16 protein-coding genes are annotated in these 17,262 nt (G+C 62.6%); 14 read left to right on the forward strand and 2 right to left on the reverse strand.

From position 1 onward, the window contains the following. From thrS to Q0S71_RS14120, 10 genes are all read left to right on the forward strand, one after another. The coding region (gene thrS, locus Q0S71_RS14075) for a threonine--tRNA ligase (protein ID WP_295996658.1) at window positions 1–1,463 on the forward strand (1,463 nt) is incomplete at its 5' end. Between the two features lie 32 nt (window positions 1,464–1,495). Then, window positions 1,496–2,035, forward strand: a complete 540-nt coding sequence (gene infC, locus Q0S71_RS14080; RefSeq protein ID WP_295996696.1) for a translation initiation factor IF-3 — start codon at window positions 1,496–1,498, stop codon at window positions 2,033–2,035. A 226-nt stretch (window positions 2,036–2,261) separates the two neighbouring features. After that, complete coding sequence (gene rpmI, locus Q0S71_RS14085) at window positions 2,262–2,459, forward strand: 50S ribosomal protein L35 (protein ID WP_295996700.1); 198 nt, start codon at window positions 2,262–2,264, stop codon at window positions 2,457–2,459. Window positions 2,460–2,485: 26 nt separating this feature from the next. After that, entirely contained in the window at window positions 2,486–2,845 is a 360-nt protein-coding gene (rplT, locus tag Q0S71_RS14090) for a 50S ribosomal protein L20 (protein WP_026334467.1), read from the forward strand. 135 nt (window positions 2,846–2,980) lie between these two features. Then, on the forward strand, window positions 2,981–4,000 hold the full coding sequence (pheS, locus tag Q0S71_RS14095) for a phenylalanine--tRNA ligase subunit alpha (protein ID WP_295996666.1): 1,020 nt from the start codon (window positions 2,981–2,983) through the stop codon (window positions 3,998–4,000). Window positions 4,001–4,082: 82 nt separating this feature from the next. Beyond that, entirely contained in the window at window positions 4,083–6,521 is a 2,439-nt protein-coding gene (gene pheT, locus Q0S71_RS14100; RefSeq protein WP_295996667.1) for a phenylalanine--tRNA ligase subunit beta, read from the forward strand. Window positions 6,522–6,703: 182 nt separating this feature from the next. Then, the gene (locus Q0S71_RS14105) at window positions 6,704–7,051 is read left to right on the forward strand and encodes an integration host factor subunit alpha (protein ID WP_295996670.1); all 348 of its coding nucleotides are present in this window, start codon (window positions 6,704–6,706) and stop codon (window positions 7,049–7,051) included. Between the two features lie 17 nt (window positions 7,052–7,068). Further along, window positions 7,069–7,479 carry a MerR family transcriptional regulator gene (locus Q0S71_RS14110; RefSeq protein ID WP_295996672.1) on the forward strand — a complete coding sequence of 137 codons (411 nt, stop codon included), beginning with the start codon at window positions 7,069–7,071 and terminating at the stop codon, window positions 7,477–7,479. Window positions 7,480–7,678: 199 nt separating this feature from the next. After that, window positions 7,679–8,311, forward strand: a complete 633-nt coding sequence (locus Q0S71_RS14115; protein ID WP_295996675.1) for a response regulator transcription factor — start codon at window positions 7,679–7,681, stop codon at window positions 8,309–8,311. Between the two features lie 131 nt (window positions 8,312–8,442). Next, window positions 8,443–9,984, forward strand: coding sequence for a CHASE3 domain-containing protein (locus Q0S71_RS14120; protein WP_295996679.1), 1,542 nt, complete (start codon window positions 8,443–8,445; stop codon window positions 9,982–9,984). Here Q0S71_RS14120 and Q0S71_RS14125 read toward each other — a convergent pair. Beyond that, window positions 9,881–10,690 carry a Crp/Fnr family transcriptional regulator gene (locus Q0S71_RS14125; protein WP_295996681.1) on the reverse strand — a complete coding sequence of 270 codons (810 nt, stop codon included), beginning with the start codon at window positions 10,688–10,690 and terminating at the stop codon, window positions 9,881–9,883. The two genes, Q0S71_RS14120 and Q0S71_RS14125, sit on opposite strands and share 104 nt — an antisense overlap. A gap of 463 nt (window positions 10,691–11,153) precedes the next feature. On the opposite strand from Q0S71_RS14125, the gene Q0S71_RS14130 reads away from it, so the two are divergent. Beyond that, window positions 11,154–11,837 (forward strand): response regulator transcription factor, encoded by a 684-nt coding sequence (locus Q0S71_RS14130; protein WP_295996684.1) that lies wholly within the window; start codon window positions 11,154–11,156, stop codon window positions 11,835–11,837. Next, a complete protein-coding gene (locus Q0S71_RS14135; RefSeq protein ID WP_295996686.1) occupies window positions 11,830–13,188 on the forward strand; it encodes a sensor histidine kinase in 1,359 nt (452 codons plus the stop codon). The genes Q0S71_RS14130 and Q0S71_RS14135 overlap by 8 nt, the downstream gene beginning before the upstream one ends. A 213-nt stretch (window positions 13,189–13,401) precedes the next feature. Here the strand turns inward: Q0S71_RS14135 and Q0S71_RS14140 are convergent, their stop codons facing one another. Then, window positions 13,402–14,490, reverse strand: a complete 1,089-nt coding sequence (locus Q0S71_RS14140) for a hypothetical protein (RefSeq protein WP_295996688.1) — start codon at window positions 14,488–14,490, stop codon at window positions 13,402–13,404. A 279-nt stretch (window positions 14,491–14,769) separates the two neighbouring features. Here Q0S71_RS14140 and Q0S71_RS14145 point away from each other — a divergent pair, with 279 nt between their 5' ends. Together Q0S71_RS14145 and Q0S71_RS14150 are read left to right on the forward strand one after the other, a co-directional pair. Further along, a complete protein-coding gene (locus Q0S71_RS14145) occupies window positions 14,770–15,720 on the forward strand; it encodes a sugar ABC transporter substrate-binding protein (RefSeq protein ID WP_295996690.1) in 951 nt (316 codons plus the stop codon). Between the two features lie 231 nt (window positions 15,721–15,951). Continuing rightward, a partial coding sequence (locus Q0S71_RS14150) for a sugar ABC transporter ATP-binding protein (RefSeq protein WP_295996693.1) occupies window positions 15,952–17,262 on the forward strand: 1,311 nt, incomplete at its 3' end.

Here is a 17,262-nt window from a genome sequence, read left to right on the forward strand (position 1 = left end):
AGTCGATAGGCGAGGCCTACAAGGCCGAGATCATCGAATCGATTCCGGCCGACCAGGATGTCTCGCTGTATTCGGAAGGCAGCTTCACCGACCTGTGCCGCGGCCCGCACGTGCCGTCGACCGGCAAGCTGAAGGTGTTCAAGCTGATGAAGCTGGCCGGCGCCTACTGGCGCGGCGACAGCAAGAACGAAATGCTGCAGCGTGTCTACGGCACCGCCTGGGTCAAGAAGGAAGACCAGGAGCAGTACCTGTTCCAGCTGGAAGAGGCGGAAAAGCGCGACCACCGCAAGCTGGGCAAGCAGCTGGACTTCTTCCACTTCCAGGACGAGGCGCCGGGCCTGGTGTTCTGGCATCCGAAGGGCTGGACCATCTGGCAGCAGGTTGAGCAATACATGCGCAACAAGTACCAGGTCAACGGCTACCAGGAAGTGAAGGCGCCGCAGATCCTGGACTCCAGCCTGTGGGGCAAGACCGGCCACTGGGACAACTACCGCGAAAACATGTTCGTGACGGAGTCGGAAAACCGCTCCTACGCGCTGAAGCCGATGAACTGCCCGGGCCACGTGCAGATTTTTAACAGCAATATGCGCAGCTACCGCGACCTGCCGTTGCGCTACGGCGAGTTCGGCCAGTGCCACCGCAACGAGCCGTCCGGCGCGCTGCACGGCATCATGCGGGTGCGCGGCTTCACGCAGGACGACGGCCACATCTTCTGCACCGACGAGCAGATCGAATCCGAAGTGGTGTCCTTCCACAAGCAGGCGATGGAAGTGTATTCCGACTTCCACTTCGATAATATCGACGTCAAGCTGGCCCTGCGCCCCGACAACCGCATCGGCACCGACGAGGTGTGGGACAAGGCCGAGGACGCGCTGCGCTCCGGCCTGCGCGCCTGCGGCGTGACGTGGACGGAGTTGCCGGGCGAGGGCGCCTTCTACGGTCCCAAGATCGAATACCACCTGAAGGATTCGCTGGGCCGCCCATGGCAGGTCGGCACCATGCAGGTCGACTTCTTCATGCCGCAGCGCCTGGGCGCCGAATACGTGGCGGCCGACAACAGCCGCCAGGTGCCGGTCATGCTGCACCGCGCCATCGTGGGCTCGATGGAGCGCTTCATCGGCATCTTGATCGAAAACTACGCGGGGGCCTTGCCGATGTGGCTGGCGCCGGTGCAAATTTCGGTGCTCAACATCTCCGACGCGCAGGGCGAATACGTGCAACAAGTGGCGGAAAAGCTGAGGAAATGCGGCTTCCGCGTGAACACCGATTTGCGCAACGAGAAGATTACGTATAAAATACGCGAACATTCCGTCCAAAAAGTGCCCTACATACTCGTAGTCGGCGACAAAGAGCGGGATGCCAATACCGTGGCCGTGCGGGCACGGGGCAATATTGATCTGGGCGTCATGTCCGTCGATGCCCTGGTAGAACGACTCCAACTCGATGTCGCAAACAAAGCCTGACGAGGAAACTCGCAGCAGGGCCTCTCTTTCAGATTTTAAAAGGAATCACCATAGCTACTGACAAGTCGCATCGCATCAATGGCGAAATCACCGCCCCTGAAATGCGTTTAAGCGGGGTCGAGAACGAGCCTCTGGGCATCGTTACCTTGGCCGAAGCCTTCCGCCTGGCGGAAGAGGCAAACGTCGACCTGGTGGAAATCGCGCCGACCGCGGTGCCACCGGTTTGCCGTCTGATGGACTACGGCAAATTCAAATATTCGGAGCAGAAAAAGGCTCACGAAGCGAAATTGAAGCAAAAGATCATCGCCGTGAAGGAAGTCAAATTCCGTCCGGGCACCGATGATGGCGATTACAATATCAAGCTGCGCAACCTCGTCAAGTTCCTCGACGAAGGCGACAAAACCAAGATCACGCTGCGCTTCCGCGGTCGTGAGATGGCGCACCAGGATATCGGTTTCCGCATGCTCGAACGTCTGAAGGCGGATCTGGAGCCCTACGGCCAGGTCGAGCAGTTTCCGAAGATGGAAGGTCGCCAGATGATCATGGTCCTTTCGCCGAAGAAAAAGAAATAAGCGGTAATACAGCACCCCTGTGAATTGCCGTGGCGGGCGCCCGTGTGGGCGCCCGCTGCAATTCCAGTGCACGATTACGGCGGTTGGTCTATAATGTCCGGCTGTTGTACCTGTAGCGGACTCGCATCCGCTGCAAAACATGTGAAAGCAGGCATCTAAGCGCGACGTCGTGTTGCCACCTGCAATCCTGTTTAAAAATGGAGCTGTCCTTAAAAGACAGATTGCTATGCCAAAAATGAAGACCAAAAGCTCCGCGAAAAAACGTTTTCGCGTGCGTCCAGGTGGAACTATCAAGAGTGGTCACGCTTTCAAGCGCCACATTCTGACCAAGAAAACCACCAAAATGAAGCGCCACCTGCGCGGTATCACGAACGTTGATGCGGCTGACGTGAAATCCGTCATGCGCATGATGCCAACCGCTTAATCTCACACTCAATTTAAGGAGTTACTATGCCTAGAGTAAAACGTGGGGTTACAGCTCGTGCCCGTCATAAAAAAGTATTAAACATGGCCAAGGGTTACCGCGGTCGTCGCAGCAAGGTATACCGTGTTGCCAAGCAAGCAGTCATGCGCGCTGGCCAATACGCTTACCGCGACCGTCGTAACAAGAAGCGCGTCTTCCGCCGCCTGTGGATCGCCCGTATCAACGCCGCTTCCCGTGAGCATGGCGTGACGTACAGCGTGTTCATGAATGGTCTGAAGAAAGCTTCGATCGAGCTGGACCGTAAAGTCCTGGCCGATATGGCTGTCATGGACAAGCCAGCCTTCGCTGCGATTGTCAATGCGGTGAAAGCAAAAATCGCTGCCTAAGTAGCGATGTCGTCAGCGTCGCCCCCGGGCGGCGCGAAAAGAGCGGGGCAGAGGTGTGATACCTGTGCCCCGTTTTTGATTGTGGACGCGGCGCGTGCGCCCGCCAAGGTCAGGAAAACAGGATAATAAAACCGCATGGACTCCCTGGAACAACTCGTCGCCACCGCAGTGCAGGATTTCATGGCCGCGCAAGATGACGCCGCCGCACTGGAAAACGCCAAAGCCAAATACCTGGGCAAGACCGGCCAGATCACCGAATTGATGAAGGGCCTGGGCAAGCTCGACCCCGAACAGCGCAAGGCGCAGGGCGCGCTCATCAACGCCGCCAAGGGCAGTATCGAAGCGGCGCTGACGGCCCGGCGCGACGCGCTGGCCGACGCCCAGATGCAAAGCCGCTTGAACGCCGAAGCCATCGACGTCACGCTGCCCGGCCGCGGCCGCGCCGGCGGCGGCATCCATCCGGTGATGCGGACCTGGGAGCGGGTCGAGGAAATCTTCCGCTCCATCGGTTTCGACGTGGCCGACGGCCCCGAGATCGAAAACGACTGGACCAACTTCACCGCCTTGAACAGCCCGGAAAACCATCCGGCCCGTTCGATGCAGGACACTTTTTACATCGACGGCAACGACGGCGACGGCAAGCCGCTGCTGCTGCGCACCCACACCAGCCCGATGCAGGTGCGCTACGCGCGCAGCCACACGCCGCCGATCAAGGTGATCGCGCCGGGCCGCACCTACCGCGTCGACAGCGACGCCACGCACTCGCCGATGTTCCACCAGGTCGAAGGCCTGTGGATCGCCGAGAACATCAGCTTCGCCGACTTGAAGGGCGTGTACCTGAACTTCGTCAAGGCCTTCTTCGAGACCGACGATTTGCAGGTGCGCTTCCGGCCATCGTACTTCCCGTTCACCGAACCGTCGGCCGAAATCGACATCGCCTTCGGCTCCGGTCCCAACAAGGGCCGCTGGCTGGAAGTGTCGGGCTCGGGCCAGGTCCATCCCAACGTGGTGCGCAACTTCGGCCTCGATCCGGAAAAATACATCGGCTTCGCCTTCGGCTCCGGCCTGGAACGGCTGACGATGTTGCGCTACGGGATCAACGACCTGCGCCTGTTCTACGAGGGCGACCTGCGCTTCCTGAAGCAGTTCAATTAAAATTCGCTGCAAACCGGCTAAACCGTTTATATGGTTTATACGGTTTATATAGTATAAATACCGATGCGCTTGAAGGCTTGATATGCAATTTTCCGAAAACTGGCTCCGTACCATGGTCGATCCGAAGATGACGTCGGACGAACTGGCCCACATGCTGACGATGTCCGGCCTGGAAGTAGAAGAAGTGGAGGCGGTCGCGCCGCCGTTTTCCAACGTCGTCGTCGGCCTGGTGCGCGAGATGGCCAAGCATCCGAACGCCGACCGCCTCAATGTGTGCCAGGTCGACGTCGGCACCGGCACGCTGCTCAACATCGTCTGCGGCGCGCCCAATGTGCGCCCGGGCCTGAAGGTGGTGTGCGCGATGGCCGGCGCCATCCTGCCGCCCGGCGCCGACGGCAAGCCGTTCGAGATCAAGGTCGGCCAGCTGCGCGGCGTCGAGTCGCAGGGCATGCTGTGCTCGGCCAAGGAATTGAAATTGTCGGAAGAGGGCGCCGGCCTGATCGAACTGCCGGCCGACGCGCCGGTCGGCCAGAACTTCCGCGACTACTACGAACTCAATGACCTGAAGTTCACGATCAAGCTGACGCCGAACAAGGCCGACTGCCTGTCGGTGCTGGGCGTGGCGCGCGAAGTGTCGGCGCTGACCGGCACCGCGCTGCACCTGCCGCAGTACCGCACCATCGCCGCCAACAGCGCCGAAGTGCTGCCGGTGAAAGTGTCGGCGCCGGACCTGTGCGGCCGTTTCACCGGCCGCGTGATCCGCAATCTGAACGCCAAGGCGGCGACGCCGGACTGGATCAAGCAGCGCCTGGAACGCAGCGGCCAGCGCTCGCTGTCGGCCCTGGTCGACATTTCCAACTATGTGATGCTGGAGCTGGGCCGTCCCTCCCACGTGTTCGACCTGGCCAAGATCCACGGCGGCCTGCATGTCCGCTGGGGCAAGGCCGGCGAGTCGCTCAAGCTTTTGAACGGCAACACCGTGGCGGTCGACGAATGGGTGGGCGTGATCGCCGACGACAAGGAAATCGAATCGCTGGCCGGCATCATGGGCGGCGACGCCACCGCCGTCTCGCTGGACACCGACAGCATCTACCTAGAAGCGGCCTTCTGGTGGCCGAGCGCCATCCAGGGCCGCGCGCGCAAATACAATTTCTCGACCGATGCGGCGCACCGCTTCGAGCGCGGCGTCGATTACGCCACCACCGTCGAACACATCGAGCGCATCACGTCGCTGATCGTGGAAATCTGCGGCACGGCGCAAACCCAGGTCGGCCCGGTCGACGATCACATCGTCAACCTGCCGCAACGGGCGCCCGTCAAGATGCGCACGGCGCGCGCGCAGAAAGTCATCGGCGTGGCCTTGAGCGACGATGTCGTCGCCGACATCTTCAAGCGCCTGGCGCTGCCGTTCACGCTGGAGCAGGGTGAGCACGGCGGCGTATTTTCAGTCACGTCGCCCAGCTACCGTTTCGACATCGAGATCGAGGAAGACTTGATCGAGGAAGTGGCGCGCGTCTACGGTTTCGAGAACATTCCGACCGTGGCGCCGGTGGCCGCCAACGCCATGATCGTGGCGCCCGAGCATACCCGCTCGCTGTTCGCGGTGCGCCACCAGCTGGCCGACCTGGGTTTCCAGGAAGTGGTCAACATGAGCTTCGTCGAAGCGGCGTGGGAACGCGATTTCAGCGACAACGCCAACCCGATCAAGCTGCAAAATCCGATCGCCAGCCAGCTGAGCGTGATGCGCTCCTCGCTGATCGGCAGCCTGCTGGCCAATGTGCGCTACAACCTGAACCGCAAAACCAACCGCGTGCGCGTGTTTGAAATCGGCGCCATCTACCAGCGCGACGACAGCGTGGCCGACGGTCCGCTGGCCGTGGCCGGCTACCGCCAGCCCAAGCGCGTGGCCGCCATGGCCTACGGCGGCGTGGCCGACGAACAGTGGGGCATGGATGGGCGCGCGGTCGACTTCTTCGACCTCAAGGCCGACCTGGAAGCGTTGTTCGCGCCGGCCGTGCTGCGCTTCGACAAGCTGGCGCACCCGGCGCTGCACCCGGGCCGCTCGGCCAGCGTGGCGCTGGACGGCGCCGTCATCGGCTACATCGGCGAGCTGCACCCGCGCTGGCTGCAAAAATACGAGCTGCCGCAGGCGCCGGTCGTGTTCGAGGTCGATGCATTTGCTTTGCAGCAACGATCCGTGCCAAAATATGCCGATATTTCCAAGTTCCCCGGCGCCACCCGCGATCTGGCCGTGGTGGTCAAACAGACCGTCCCGGCGCAGGATTTGCTGGATGCATTTAATGCCGCAGCGAAAGAAAGTCCGCAAGGAAAAATCGTGCAAGCCATTGTTTTATTTGATGAATATCGCGGCAAAGGTTTGGAGGCGGACGAGAAATCGCTTGCTTTCCGCTTTAGCTTGCAAGATACTCAAAACACCTTGCAGGACGAGGTGGTCGATGCCGTCATGGCGGCGCTGGCCGATGCGGCCAAGCAAAAACATCAGGCCAGGCTGCGCGCATAACAGTTGATTTTTGCGCATCATCGGTGGTATTTTATATTGCCGTAAACGCAAAATGTCTTATCCATGGGAGTCCGGCGCCGCCGGGCTCATTGTTTTTTAAAAGGCAGGGCTGGAAAATTAATAACAACGACGTTGATTCCGCCGTACTCCAATCCGCATTGGCTGCCGATCTGCATCGGGCCATGCTGGTTGCCAAGGTGCGTCAGGATGCTGAAAAGGATTTGCCGACGCTGACCAAGGCCGAGCTGGCCGAGCTCTTGTTCGAGCAGGTCGGCCTCAACAAGCGCGAAGCGAAGGACATGGTCGAGACCTTCTTCGACGAAATCCGCAATGCGCTCGAGCGCGGCGAAGCGGTCAAGCTGTCCGGCTTCGGCAACTTCCAGTTGCGCGACAAGCCGCAGCGGCCGGGCCGCAATCCCAAGACCGGCGAAGAAATTCCCATCACGGCGCGGCGCGTCGTCACGTTCCATGCGAGCCAGAAGCTCAAGGGCATGGTCGAAGAGAGCAATCCGCTGGCGCGCGCCGCCTGACTGGGAACTGATCCGTGATGAACGATCGCATCGCCAAGACCGAGCTCGTCGTGCTGCCGGCCATCCCGGCCAAGCGCTATTTCACGATAGGCGAAGTGAGCGAGCTGTGCGGCGTCAAGCCGCACGTGCTGCGCTACTGGGAACAAGAGTTCACGCAACTCAAGCCCGTCAAGCGGCGCGGCAACCGGCGCTATTACCAGCACCACGAAGTGCTGCTGATACGCCGCATCCGCGAACTGCTGTATGAGCAGGGCTTCACCATCAGCGGCGCCCGCAATAAACTTGATAGCCGCGGCGCCGATGCCGTCCAGGGGGCGTATGATGGCGCGACCGCCTTCGATGGCGTCAGCCTCGCGGCGGCCGCGCCCCCGCTGGACCGCGCATGGATACGCAGCGAACTGCTGGCCATACTGGCGCTGCTCAAGTAAACGCGTCTTAGCGAACAGCCCCGAAGGCCGTCGCGGCGATGCCCCCTGCACGGTAGGGCGCGTAGCGGCGGCGCGGGTGAAGCTGTTACAATACCGATATTCTTTTTTTGTTAGCGAAAAATGCCTGCGCTGATACTGGACGGATGGTCGTCCCGGTTATGGTCTTCTTTCCCGTGCAAAGAAAATTCAAGGGGAAACAATGATACGCGTTGCCATTTGTGACGATCATCAAATTGTAAGAGCTGGATTCAAACAGATTTTTTCAGCGTCGGACGATTTCGACGTGGTCGCCGAGGCCGGTACCGGCCGCGAGGCGCTCGATATCGCGCGCCGCGAAATCTGCGACGTGCTGCTGCTGGACATCGCCATGCCGGACCAGAGCGGCATCGACACGCTGCGCACCATCCGTCAGGGCCAGCCCGATTTGCCGGTGTTGATACTGTCGGGCTATCCGGCCCAGCAATATGCGCTGAACCTGTTCAAGATGGGGGCCAACGGCTACCTGAACAAGGAATGCGAGGCCGACGAGTTGATGACGGCCGTGCGCACGGTGTACCAGGGCCGGCGCTACGTCAGCTCGACGGTCGGCGAACTGCTGGCCCAGAGCTTCGACCGCGACCCTCACACGGCGCTGCACACGGAATTGTCGGACCGCGAGTTCCAGGTCTTCCTGCGGCTGGCGCGCGGCGCCACCGTCAGCGATATCGGCGTGGCGCTGTCGCTGAGCATCAAGACCGTCAGCACCTACCGCACCCGCATCATGGAGAAAATGGGCTTGCAGTCCAATAGCGACCTCACTTATTACGCCATGAAAAACAATCTGCTGGAATAAGCTCGGCCAGCGGGGGCGGGGCGCGCACGCTAGCGCGGCAGCGGCGGCGCAGCACGGGGCGGGGCGGTCTATAATTGGCCTGCCCGGCGCGCCGCACCGGACGCCGAACCCAGACTAGGACAGCCTCCAGGATGTATTTCACCGTCGATAAAGCGCAGCGCCACCGGCTGCCGCTGTACAAGACCGTCTTGTGCGTGACCTGCGCCCTGATTCTGATCGTCAACGGGATCAGCTTGTTCCACAATCTACAGTCCCTGCGCGGCGCCAATTTCCTGCAAAGTCAGAGTTCGCGGGTGGCCGACCGCCTGCAATATCTGAACGTGCTCGTGCTCGACGCCGAGAGCAGCATGCGCGCCTACTTCCTGTCCGGCCGCGACGCCTATCTGGGGCCGACCCGCACCGCCGTCAGCGACAGCGAAAAGGAATTCACGGAACTCGAACTGCTGCTGGCCGACAGTCCCCCGCAACTGAAAAACCTGAACCAGCTGCACGCCACCGTGCGCCGCCGCCTGGCGACGATGGCGCAGGCCATCGAGGTCTATCGCGCCGGCGGCCTGGAAGACATCGTCGCCATCGCCAAGGCCGGCGACGACCGGTCCAGCATGGATGAAATCCGCCTGCAAGTGGTCATCATGGAGCAGGAGCAGAATGAAACCATGGCCGCCCGCAGCGCCATGTTTTATCACGAATATCAAAAAGCCGTCATGCTGGGCATGGGCATCAACGCCATCGCCATTGTCGTGCTCGTCATGTTTTACCAGCTGGTGCGGCGCAGCTTCAAGGTGCGCGCCACCATCGAGTACGCGCTGCAAAGCGCCAATGAAACGCTGGAGGCGACGGTCGAGCAGCGCACCGAGCAGCTGTCGGTGCTGTCGCGCCACCTCATCAGCATCAGCGAGGAGGAAAAAGTACGCCTGTCGCGTGAGCTGCATGACGAGCTGGGCGCCAACCTGACGTCGATCAGCATGGATATCGCCGCCGTCGCGCAGCGCCTGCAGCAGACCGAGCCCGAACTGGCGCAGCAACTCAAGCACGCCCGCAGCACCCTGGTCGACACGGTGGAAATGAAGCGCCGCATCGTCGAAAACCTGCGCCCGAGTTTGCTCGACAACCTGGGCCTGTGCGCCGCCATCGAAAGCTATTGCGAGGAATTCAGCCGCCTGTCGCAAGTGCGCTGCGATACCGACATCGGCAGCGACATCGCCAACGCCGGCGAACATCCGGGCGACCTGTCGATCGCGCTGTTCCGCATCGTCCAGGAATCGCTGACCAATATCCGCAAATACGCCAAGGCCAGCCGGGTCACGGTGACGCTGATGCGCGACGAGCAGGGGCTGATGTTGCGCATCATTGATGACGGCATCGGCATCGCCACCGATAAACTGGTCAAGCCGATGTCCCATGGTTTGCTGGGCATGCGCGAACGCGCCTTGCTGTTGGGCGGCACGCTGACGATACGGCGCGGCCGCAACGACGCCGGCACCTGCATCGAAGTGCGCATACCGCTGCGCGAACGCGGCGAACCGGGCGGGCCGCCGCTGGCGGACGGCGCCGCCGTCTCGCCCCGGATCAGCAGCGTGCCACGTCCACCAGCAGACGGTCATACTCGTTCTTCGCCACCTTATAGCACTCGCCCGCATAGCGCTCCAAGCCTGCGCGATCCAGTACCGTGATGTTGCCGCGACGGTAGGTGATCAAGCCGTCGTCCTGTAGTTTGCCGGCGGCGGCCGTGATGCTTTCACGCCGCACGCCCAGCATGATCGAAATCATTTCCTGCGTCACCTTGAGTTCATTCGATGGCGAACGGTCGAGGCGGTCCAGCAGCCAGCGGCACAGCTTTTGCTCGATGGAACTGTGGCGGCCGCCGACGGCGTTCTGCGCCATCTGCGCGAACAGCGCCGTGTTGTAGCGCATCAGCAGCTGCGGCAGGGCGCCGCCCTGGTTGAAGGCGTCGCGCAGGTGCTGGGCCTTGAGGCGGTAGCCGTAGCCGTCCGCCTGCACGACGGCGCTGCACATGGCGCGCTCGCCGGCGAACAGCGACACACCCACCACGCCCTCATGGCCGACCACGGCGATCTCGGTGGTGGCGCCGTCTTCCATCACATACAGCAGCGAAACGATGGCGGTGGTGGGGAAGTAGACATTGTCGAGCTTGCCGCCGTGTTCAAACAATTCCTTGCCGAAGGGCAGGGCGACCAGTTCCAGGTGTTCAAACAGCGATTCCAGCACGGCGCGCGGAAGCGCGGCCAGCAGTTCGTTCTGCTGCGCGTTGCTGTAGCTGACAACGGGGCGCGACGCAACTTTGAATTCCCGCGAGCCGACCGGCATCGTGCGGGACAGCGACTGTTGGGCGCTAGCGCTAAGTTGGTTGTTGTTCATTTTATTTCCTCGCTGACTAAAAATACGGGTACACGTCACGCGCCGGTTTGGACGGCCGGGTGCGGCTTCTGTTCTTGCCGCGACTTTGCGTGTCGTATGGTCTTCGTGTAGGAGTCACTTTAATGATATATGTCGTTAGCGAACATAAGACGGGCAGTCGCCCCCATGTAGGCTGTCAGTTTGATAATTTGTAAGCATGGTCCTACATTTGTTAAGCAGCGCACATAGCGCCGGCCCGCCGGCAAGCCTGCGACGCCCGGAAAAACGGGGCTGGCGCCCGTTGCGGGGGCTTTTTTGCGGGCGCCGCGCCGTGTGGGATGAGCAGCCGCTTGTCCTACCCGGGCCGCCGCCCGGCGATGCCCAAGGGCACGCCCTTGGGCATGCCCTTGGGCGGCAGGCCGAAATGCCGCATAATGCGTTGTCGGCGTAGCAATCCGGCCTTTTCAACCTGACGATCTCAAACATGCATGTACTAGTAGTGGAAGACGATGCCGTATTGGCCGACGGTTTGACGCGCGTGCTGGCCGGGCACGGCATGGTGGTCGACGTGGTGCGCAACGGCAGCCAGGCCGACGCCATGTTGCAACGCGCCGACGCCTCCGACGTGGCGGTGGTGGTGCTCGACATCGGCCTGCCCGGCATCGACGGCTTCGAAGTGGTGCGGCGCCTGCGCGCGCGCGGCGCCAACATCCCGGTGCTGCTGCTGACGGCGCGCGACGCCATCGAAGACCGGGTGCGCGGCCTGGAGCTGGGCGCCGACGACTACCTCGTCAAGCCCTTCGCCAGCGCCGAGCTGGTGGCCCGCCTGAAGGCGCTGGTGCGGCGCAACGCGCCCAAGCCGGCCGTGCTCGCGCTGGGCGACCTGACGCTGGACACCTCGGCCAAGCGGGCCCGCATCAAGGAGCGCGTGATCGAGTTGTCGGTGCGCGAATGGACCGTGCTCGAATACCTGTTGCAGCACGGCGCGCGCGTGGTGTCCAAGCAGCAAATCATCGACGCCATCCTGCCCTTCGGCGAAGACTTGACGCTGAACGCCGTCGAAGTCTACATTTCGCGCCTGCGCCTGAAAATCGCCGACGCCGGCATCTCGATCCGCACCATCCGCGGCTTCGGCTATATGCTGGAACAAAGCGCCGACCATGCCTAGCATCCGGCTGCGGCTGCTCAAGTGGTTGATCGGACCCATCCTGCTGATTAATCTGGCCGGCGGCGCGCTGACCTATCTGCTGGCGTGGATGCCGGCCCAGATCGCCTTCGACCAAAGCCTGTCGGACGCCGCCGGCGCGCTCGGCGCCCGCCTCGCCGTGCGCGACGGCCAGTGGCAGATCGACTTGCCGCGCCAGGCCGAACAGGTGCTGCGCAACGACGACACCGACGCCGTCTACTTCACCGTGCGCGACGCCGGCGGCGGCCTGATCGCCGGCGACGCCGACTTCGCCGCGCCGCGCCGTCCGCTGCGGGCGCTGGCGCCGCAGGCCTACGACGCCGCGCTGCGCGGCGAGCCGGTGCGCACCGTCGCGCTGCGCTACGACGCCGGCGGCCGCAGCGCCACCATCGCCGTCGCCAAGACGCTGCGCAAGCGGGTGCAGATACGCGGCGCCATCGTCCGCGCGCTGATCCCGCTCGAAGCGCTGGTGACGCTGGCCTCGGTCGGCCTGATCTGGTTTTCCGTCAGCAACGGCCTGTTGCCGCTGAACCGCATGCGCAACGACTTGAACGCGCGCGGCGGCGACGCGCTGGCGCCCATCAGCGACACCGACGTGCCCTTCGAACTGGGCCCTGTGGTGCACGCCTTCAACGGCTTGCTCGACCGCGTCAGCGTCGGCGCCAAGGCCCAGCACGACTTCCTGGCCAACGTGGCGCACCAGCTGCGCACCCCGCTGGCCGGCCTGCGCACCCAGCTCGAATGGCTGGGCGCGCGCCACAGCGAACCGGAAACGGCGTATTCGATCAAATTGATGTTGTCCTCGACCGAGCGCATGATACGGCAGACCAACCAGCTGCTGGCCCTGGCGCGCGCCGAGCCCAGCCACTTCGAGAAGACGCGGCTGGAACAGCTGGAGCTGAATTTGCTGGTGGAGGACGCGATCCAGCACTTCGTCGAGCAGGCCGCGCTGAAATCGATAGACCTCGGCTTCGACCTGCTGCCGACGACGGTGATGGGCGACCGCTTCCTGTTGCGCGACCTGATCGACAACCTGATCGACAACGCCATCCGCTACACCCAGCCGCACGGCACGGTGACGGTGCGCTGCGTGAGGGAGCGGGGAGAGCAGGGCGGCGGTCTGCTGGCGGTCGAGGATTCCGGTCCCGGCATCGCGCCGGCCAAGCGCGAGCTGGTGTTCGGCCGCTTCGTGCGCCTCGACGACAAGACCACCGGCAGCGGCCTCGGCCTGGCCATCGTGCGCGACATCGCCAGCGCCCACGGCGCCCGCATCGCCATCGACGCCGGCCCCGGCGGCCGCGGCGCCATCTTCTCGGTGCGCTTCCCACGCTAGCGCGCCCTTGAGCGCGGCGGCGTGGGGTCGGCTCACATGCTACAATCGGTACTGATTGCGTTCGCTTAGCCAGCTTGAAAGCAGTGTAGTGGCGTGTCTTTGCTTGACAGCTTGCGAGGCTTATGCTTCACTAACATTTTACTGGCGCACGGAGGAATTATGATGATCAAAGAACCGGGTATCTGATGCATGCCCACCCGTTTATAAAAAGGATCAGTCTTCGACTGGTCCTTTTTTATTTGCCTCGTATTCATTCTTAAGCTGGGCCAGATCATCCCATATCGGTTCCAGGTCCTGATCGCTCAGGGCTTCGTCTACGGGAGTCTTATAGACTTCAAAACACTGCTTCAAAAGCTTCAACGCCTCCACCTTGTCGCTGTCCTTGCCCGTCGCTTTGTATTTGGCCACGCAAATGCAGGCCAGATTAAATGGCCTGTCGGGCCAGTTCTTTGGATTGTCCTTGATCGCGCGCAAGCCGTAGAAATAGGCTTGGTCCAGCTTTTTCGCCCTCATCAAGATAATCGACAACGTCGCCGCCATAAACGATACCAGGCGCACGTTCACGTGTTTCTCGGCCAGGGTGAACAGCTCTATGGCTTCTTCGATGGAATCCTTGGCATCATTGATTTGCTCCTCGCTGTTCAGCGGCGCCTTTTTGAGCTCGTCGAGAATAAATCTCAAATAATGCATGCCGACGGAGAGCTGCTCCAATTCGCTCATGCGCTCGCGGCTCTTGATTACTGCCTGCTCCATTTCCTGTCTGATCGTCAGTATCTCCTGGCGCGCCGCCGCGACATTCTTCAGTTCGGTCTTGCTGCGCCTGGATATGCCCTTGATGATGCGGGCGCTGTGCGTCACGTCTTTATAGGTCTTAATGCAGAAGAAACCGAAAAACAGCGCCAGCACCGTGCCGAACGCCCCCACCGTCGTCATGATGGTGACGAGGAAGGCCACGTTGTCTTTGGCCGCATCGATGCCTGCTTTGGCCGTGGCCGCGACTTGTTCCAGATAGGTCGTTTGAACCACCACGAAGCCAGCCGGTATGGTCGGTGCCGGCGCGGGCGCGGGGCAAGGCTGGGTACAAGTGGCGGGCGCCGCGGGGGGCGGTTTGGCGGGGCCGTGCCGTTTCCACTCCTGGCCGAGCTTGGTCGATTGCACCACGATGACGTTCGGCGCCGCCGCCGCACCGTTTATGACGGTGCTTTGCTCGCTGGTTTGCGAGGCGGCTGGAATCAAGGCGGCGGCGAATAAACCGCCGGTCAGCGCGTGCACGACGGCGCTGCGGGAAAAGGGCGATGGCATGGCGACTCCAGGTTCGGCGCCGGTGGAATGGGCGCGGCGGCGGGGCCGGCGCGGAAGGCACAGGTCCAAGATTAGAGCAAAATTAAGTAATTGGCAATTGTGAATTGAATGCCGCGGCGACAAGGGGTTTTTATCGCACCGCAGCATAAGCTTGGCGCGTCTTATTTTCGCGGCCGTGTGAAAAAGTTTGAAAACTGCGATATCATTTGTCCCGCGCAAACGTTTGCGTGCAGCAAGAGCACCGTCAAGATGTGCCCCTACTTACTCCTGGAGACTTAGATGAATCGTCGTACCAACCTGAAACTGATCGCCGCCGCCGTCGCCCTGAGCGTGCTGCCTGCCATGCCCGTGTTCGCCGCCGATGCCCCCGCCAAGCCGAAAGTCGCGCTGGTGATGAAGTCGCTGGCCAATGAATTCTTCCTGACCATGGAAAACGGCGCCAAGGCCCACCAGAAAACCCACGCCGCGCAATACGACTTGATCGCCAACGGCATCAAGGATGAAACCGACACCGCCAACCAGATCAAGCTGGTCGAGCAAATGATCGTCTCCAAGGTCAACGCCCTGATTATCGCCCCGGCCGATTCGAAAGCCCTGGTTCCCGTGCTGAAGAAAGCCATCGACGCCGGCATCCTGGTGGTCAACATCGACAACAAGCTCGACGAAGCTGCCCTGAAAGAGAAGGGCATCACCGTGCCGTTCGTCGGCCCGGACAACCGCAAGGGCGCGAAGATCGTCGGCACCTACCTCGGCAAGCAGATCAAGGCCGGCGACCAGGTCGCCATCATCGAAGGCGTGTCGACCACCTTCAACGCGCAGCAGCGCACGCTGGGCTTCCAGGATGCCATGAGCGCCGTCGGCGCCAAGGTCGTCAGCGTCCAGTCGGGCCAGTGGGAAATCGCCAGCGGCAACACCGTCGCCTCGGCCATCCTGAACGCCAACCCCAACGTTGTCGCCCTGCTGTGCGGCAACGACAACATGGCCATCGGCGCCGTCTCGGCCGTGCGCACGGCCGGCAAGACCGGCAAGGTCAAGATCATCGGCTACGACAACATCCAGGCCATCAAGCCCATGCTGGCCGACGGCCGCGTGATCGCCACCGCCGACCAGTTCGGTTCCCAGCAAGCCGTGTTCGGCATCGAAACCGTGCTCAAGGCCATCGCCGAGAAGAAAACCCAATCGGCCATGAACGCCGTGATCGAGACCAAGGTCGAATTGGTCACCCACTAAGAGTCACACCGCGCGTCGCCGCGGCTACCGTTGCCCGCATCGGCGTCCCGCGTGGACGCGGTGCGGCTCGCCGACACTGCCGATCGCGGCAGCGGCGTTCGTCCCAGGCGGGACGGACGCCGAACCCGGCCCAACGGCCCCCGACCCGCCCTGATTTCCTGATGTGCCTGGCGCGCTCGCGCGGAATTGGCGCGTCCGCGTTTTGAGCCCGATCCGATGACGGAGACCGTAATGACAGTTGAACCGACCGCCAACGCCGCGACCAAGCCGGCCCCGGCGCCCTTATTAAGCATGACCGACATCGGCAAGACCTATGTCGAACCGGTGCTGCGCGGCGTCGCGCTGCAATTGCACGCCGGCCAGGTGCTGGCGCTGACGGGCGAAAACGGCGCCGGCAAGAGTACCTTGTCGAAAATCGTGTGCGGCCTGGAAGCGGCGACCACCGGCGCCATGCTGCTCGACGGCCAGCCCTTCCAGCCGGCCTCGCGCGCGGCCGCCGAAAAGCTCGGCATCCGCATGGTGATGCAGGAACTCAATCTGCTGCCGACCCTGTCGGTGGCGGAAAACCTTTACCTGAACCAGCTGCCGCACCGCTTCGGCTGGATAGACCGCGCCAGGCTCGAGCGCGACGCCGTCGCCCAGATGGCCAAGGTCGGCCTCAACGATATCGACCCCTGGCTGCCGGTCGGCCAGCTCGGCATCGGCCACCAGCAAATGATCGAGATCGCCCGCAACCTGATCGGCGAATGCCGCTTGCTGGTGCTGGACGAACCGACCGCCATGCTGACCCACCGCGAAGTCGAGCTGCTGTTCACGCAGATCGAGCGCCTGAAGGCGCAGGGCGTGGCCATCATTTATATTTCCCACCGCCTCGAAGAATTGAAACGCGTGGCCGACCGCATCGTCGTGCTGCGCGACGGCGACATGGTGTGCGACGACGCCATCGCCGGCTACAGCAGCGCCGACCTGGTGCGGCTGATGGTGGGCCGCGCGGCCGACGCCGAGATCGACCTCAGCGGGCGCATCATCGGCGCGCCGCTGTTGCGCGTCAAGGAGCTGGGCCGCAAGGGCGTGGTGCAACCGACCTCGATCGAAGTGAAGGCCGGCGAAATCGTCGGCATCGCCGGCCTGATCGGCTCCGGCCGCACCGAGCTGCTGCGCCTGATCTTCGGCGCCGACCGGGCCGACAGCGGCCAGGTCTTCGTCGGCGATTCCAGCGTGGCGGCCGTGATCGACACGCCCAAGGACGCGGTCGAAGCCGGCATCGCCATGGTCACGGAAGACCGCAAAGGGCAGGGCTTGCTGCTCCAGCAGTCGATCGCCGTCAACAGCACGCTGGCGCGGCTCGACGGCGTCAGCCGCAGCGGCTGGCTCGACGGCCAGGCCGAGGCCGCCGTCGGCGACGACTACATCAAGCGCCTGGGCATCCGCAGCCGCAGCAGCGCGCAGACCGTGGCCGAACTGTCCGGCGGCAACCAGCAAAAAGTCGTCATGGCGCGCTGGCTGTACCGCGACACCCCCGTCATGCTGTTCGACGAACCG

Source organism: Rugamonas sp. (genome assembly GCF_025354735.1).
GTDB lineage: Bacteria > Pseudomonadota > Gammaproteobacteria > Burkholderiales > Burkholderiaceae_D > Rugamonas.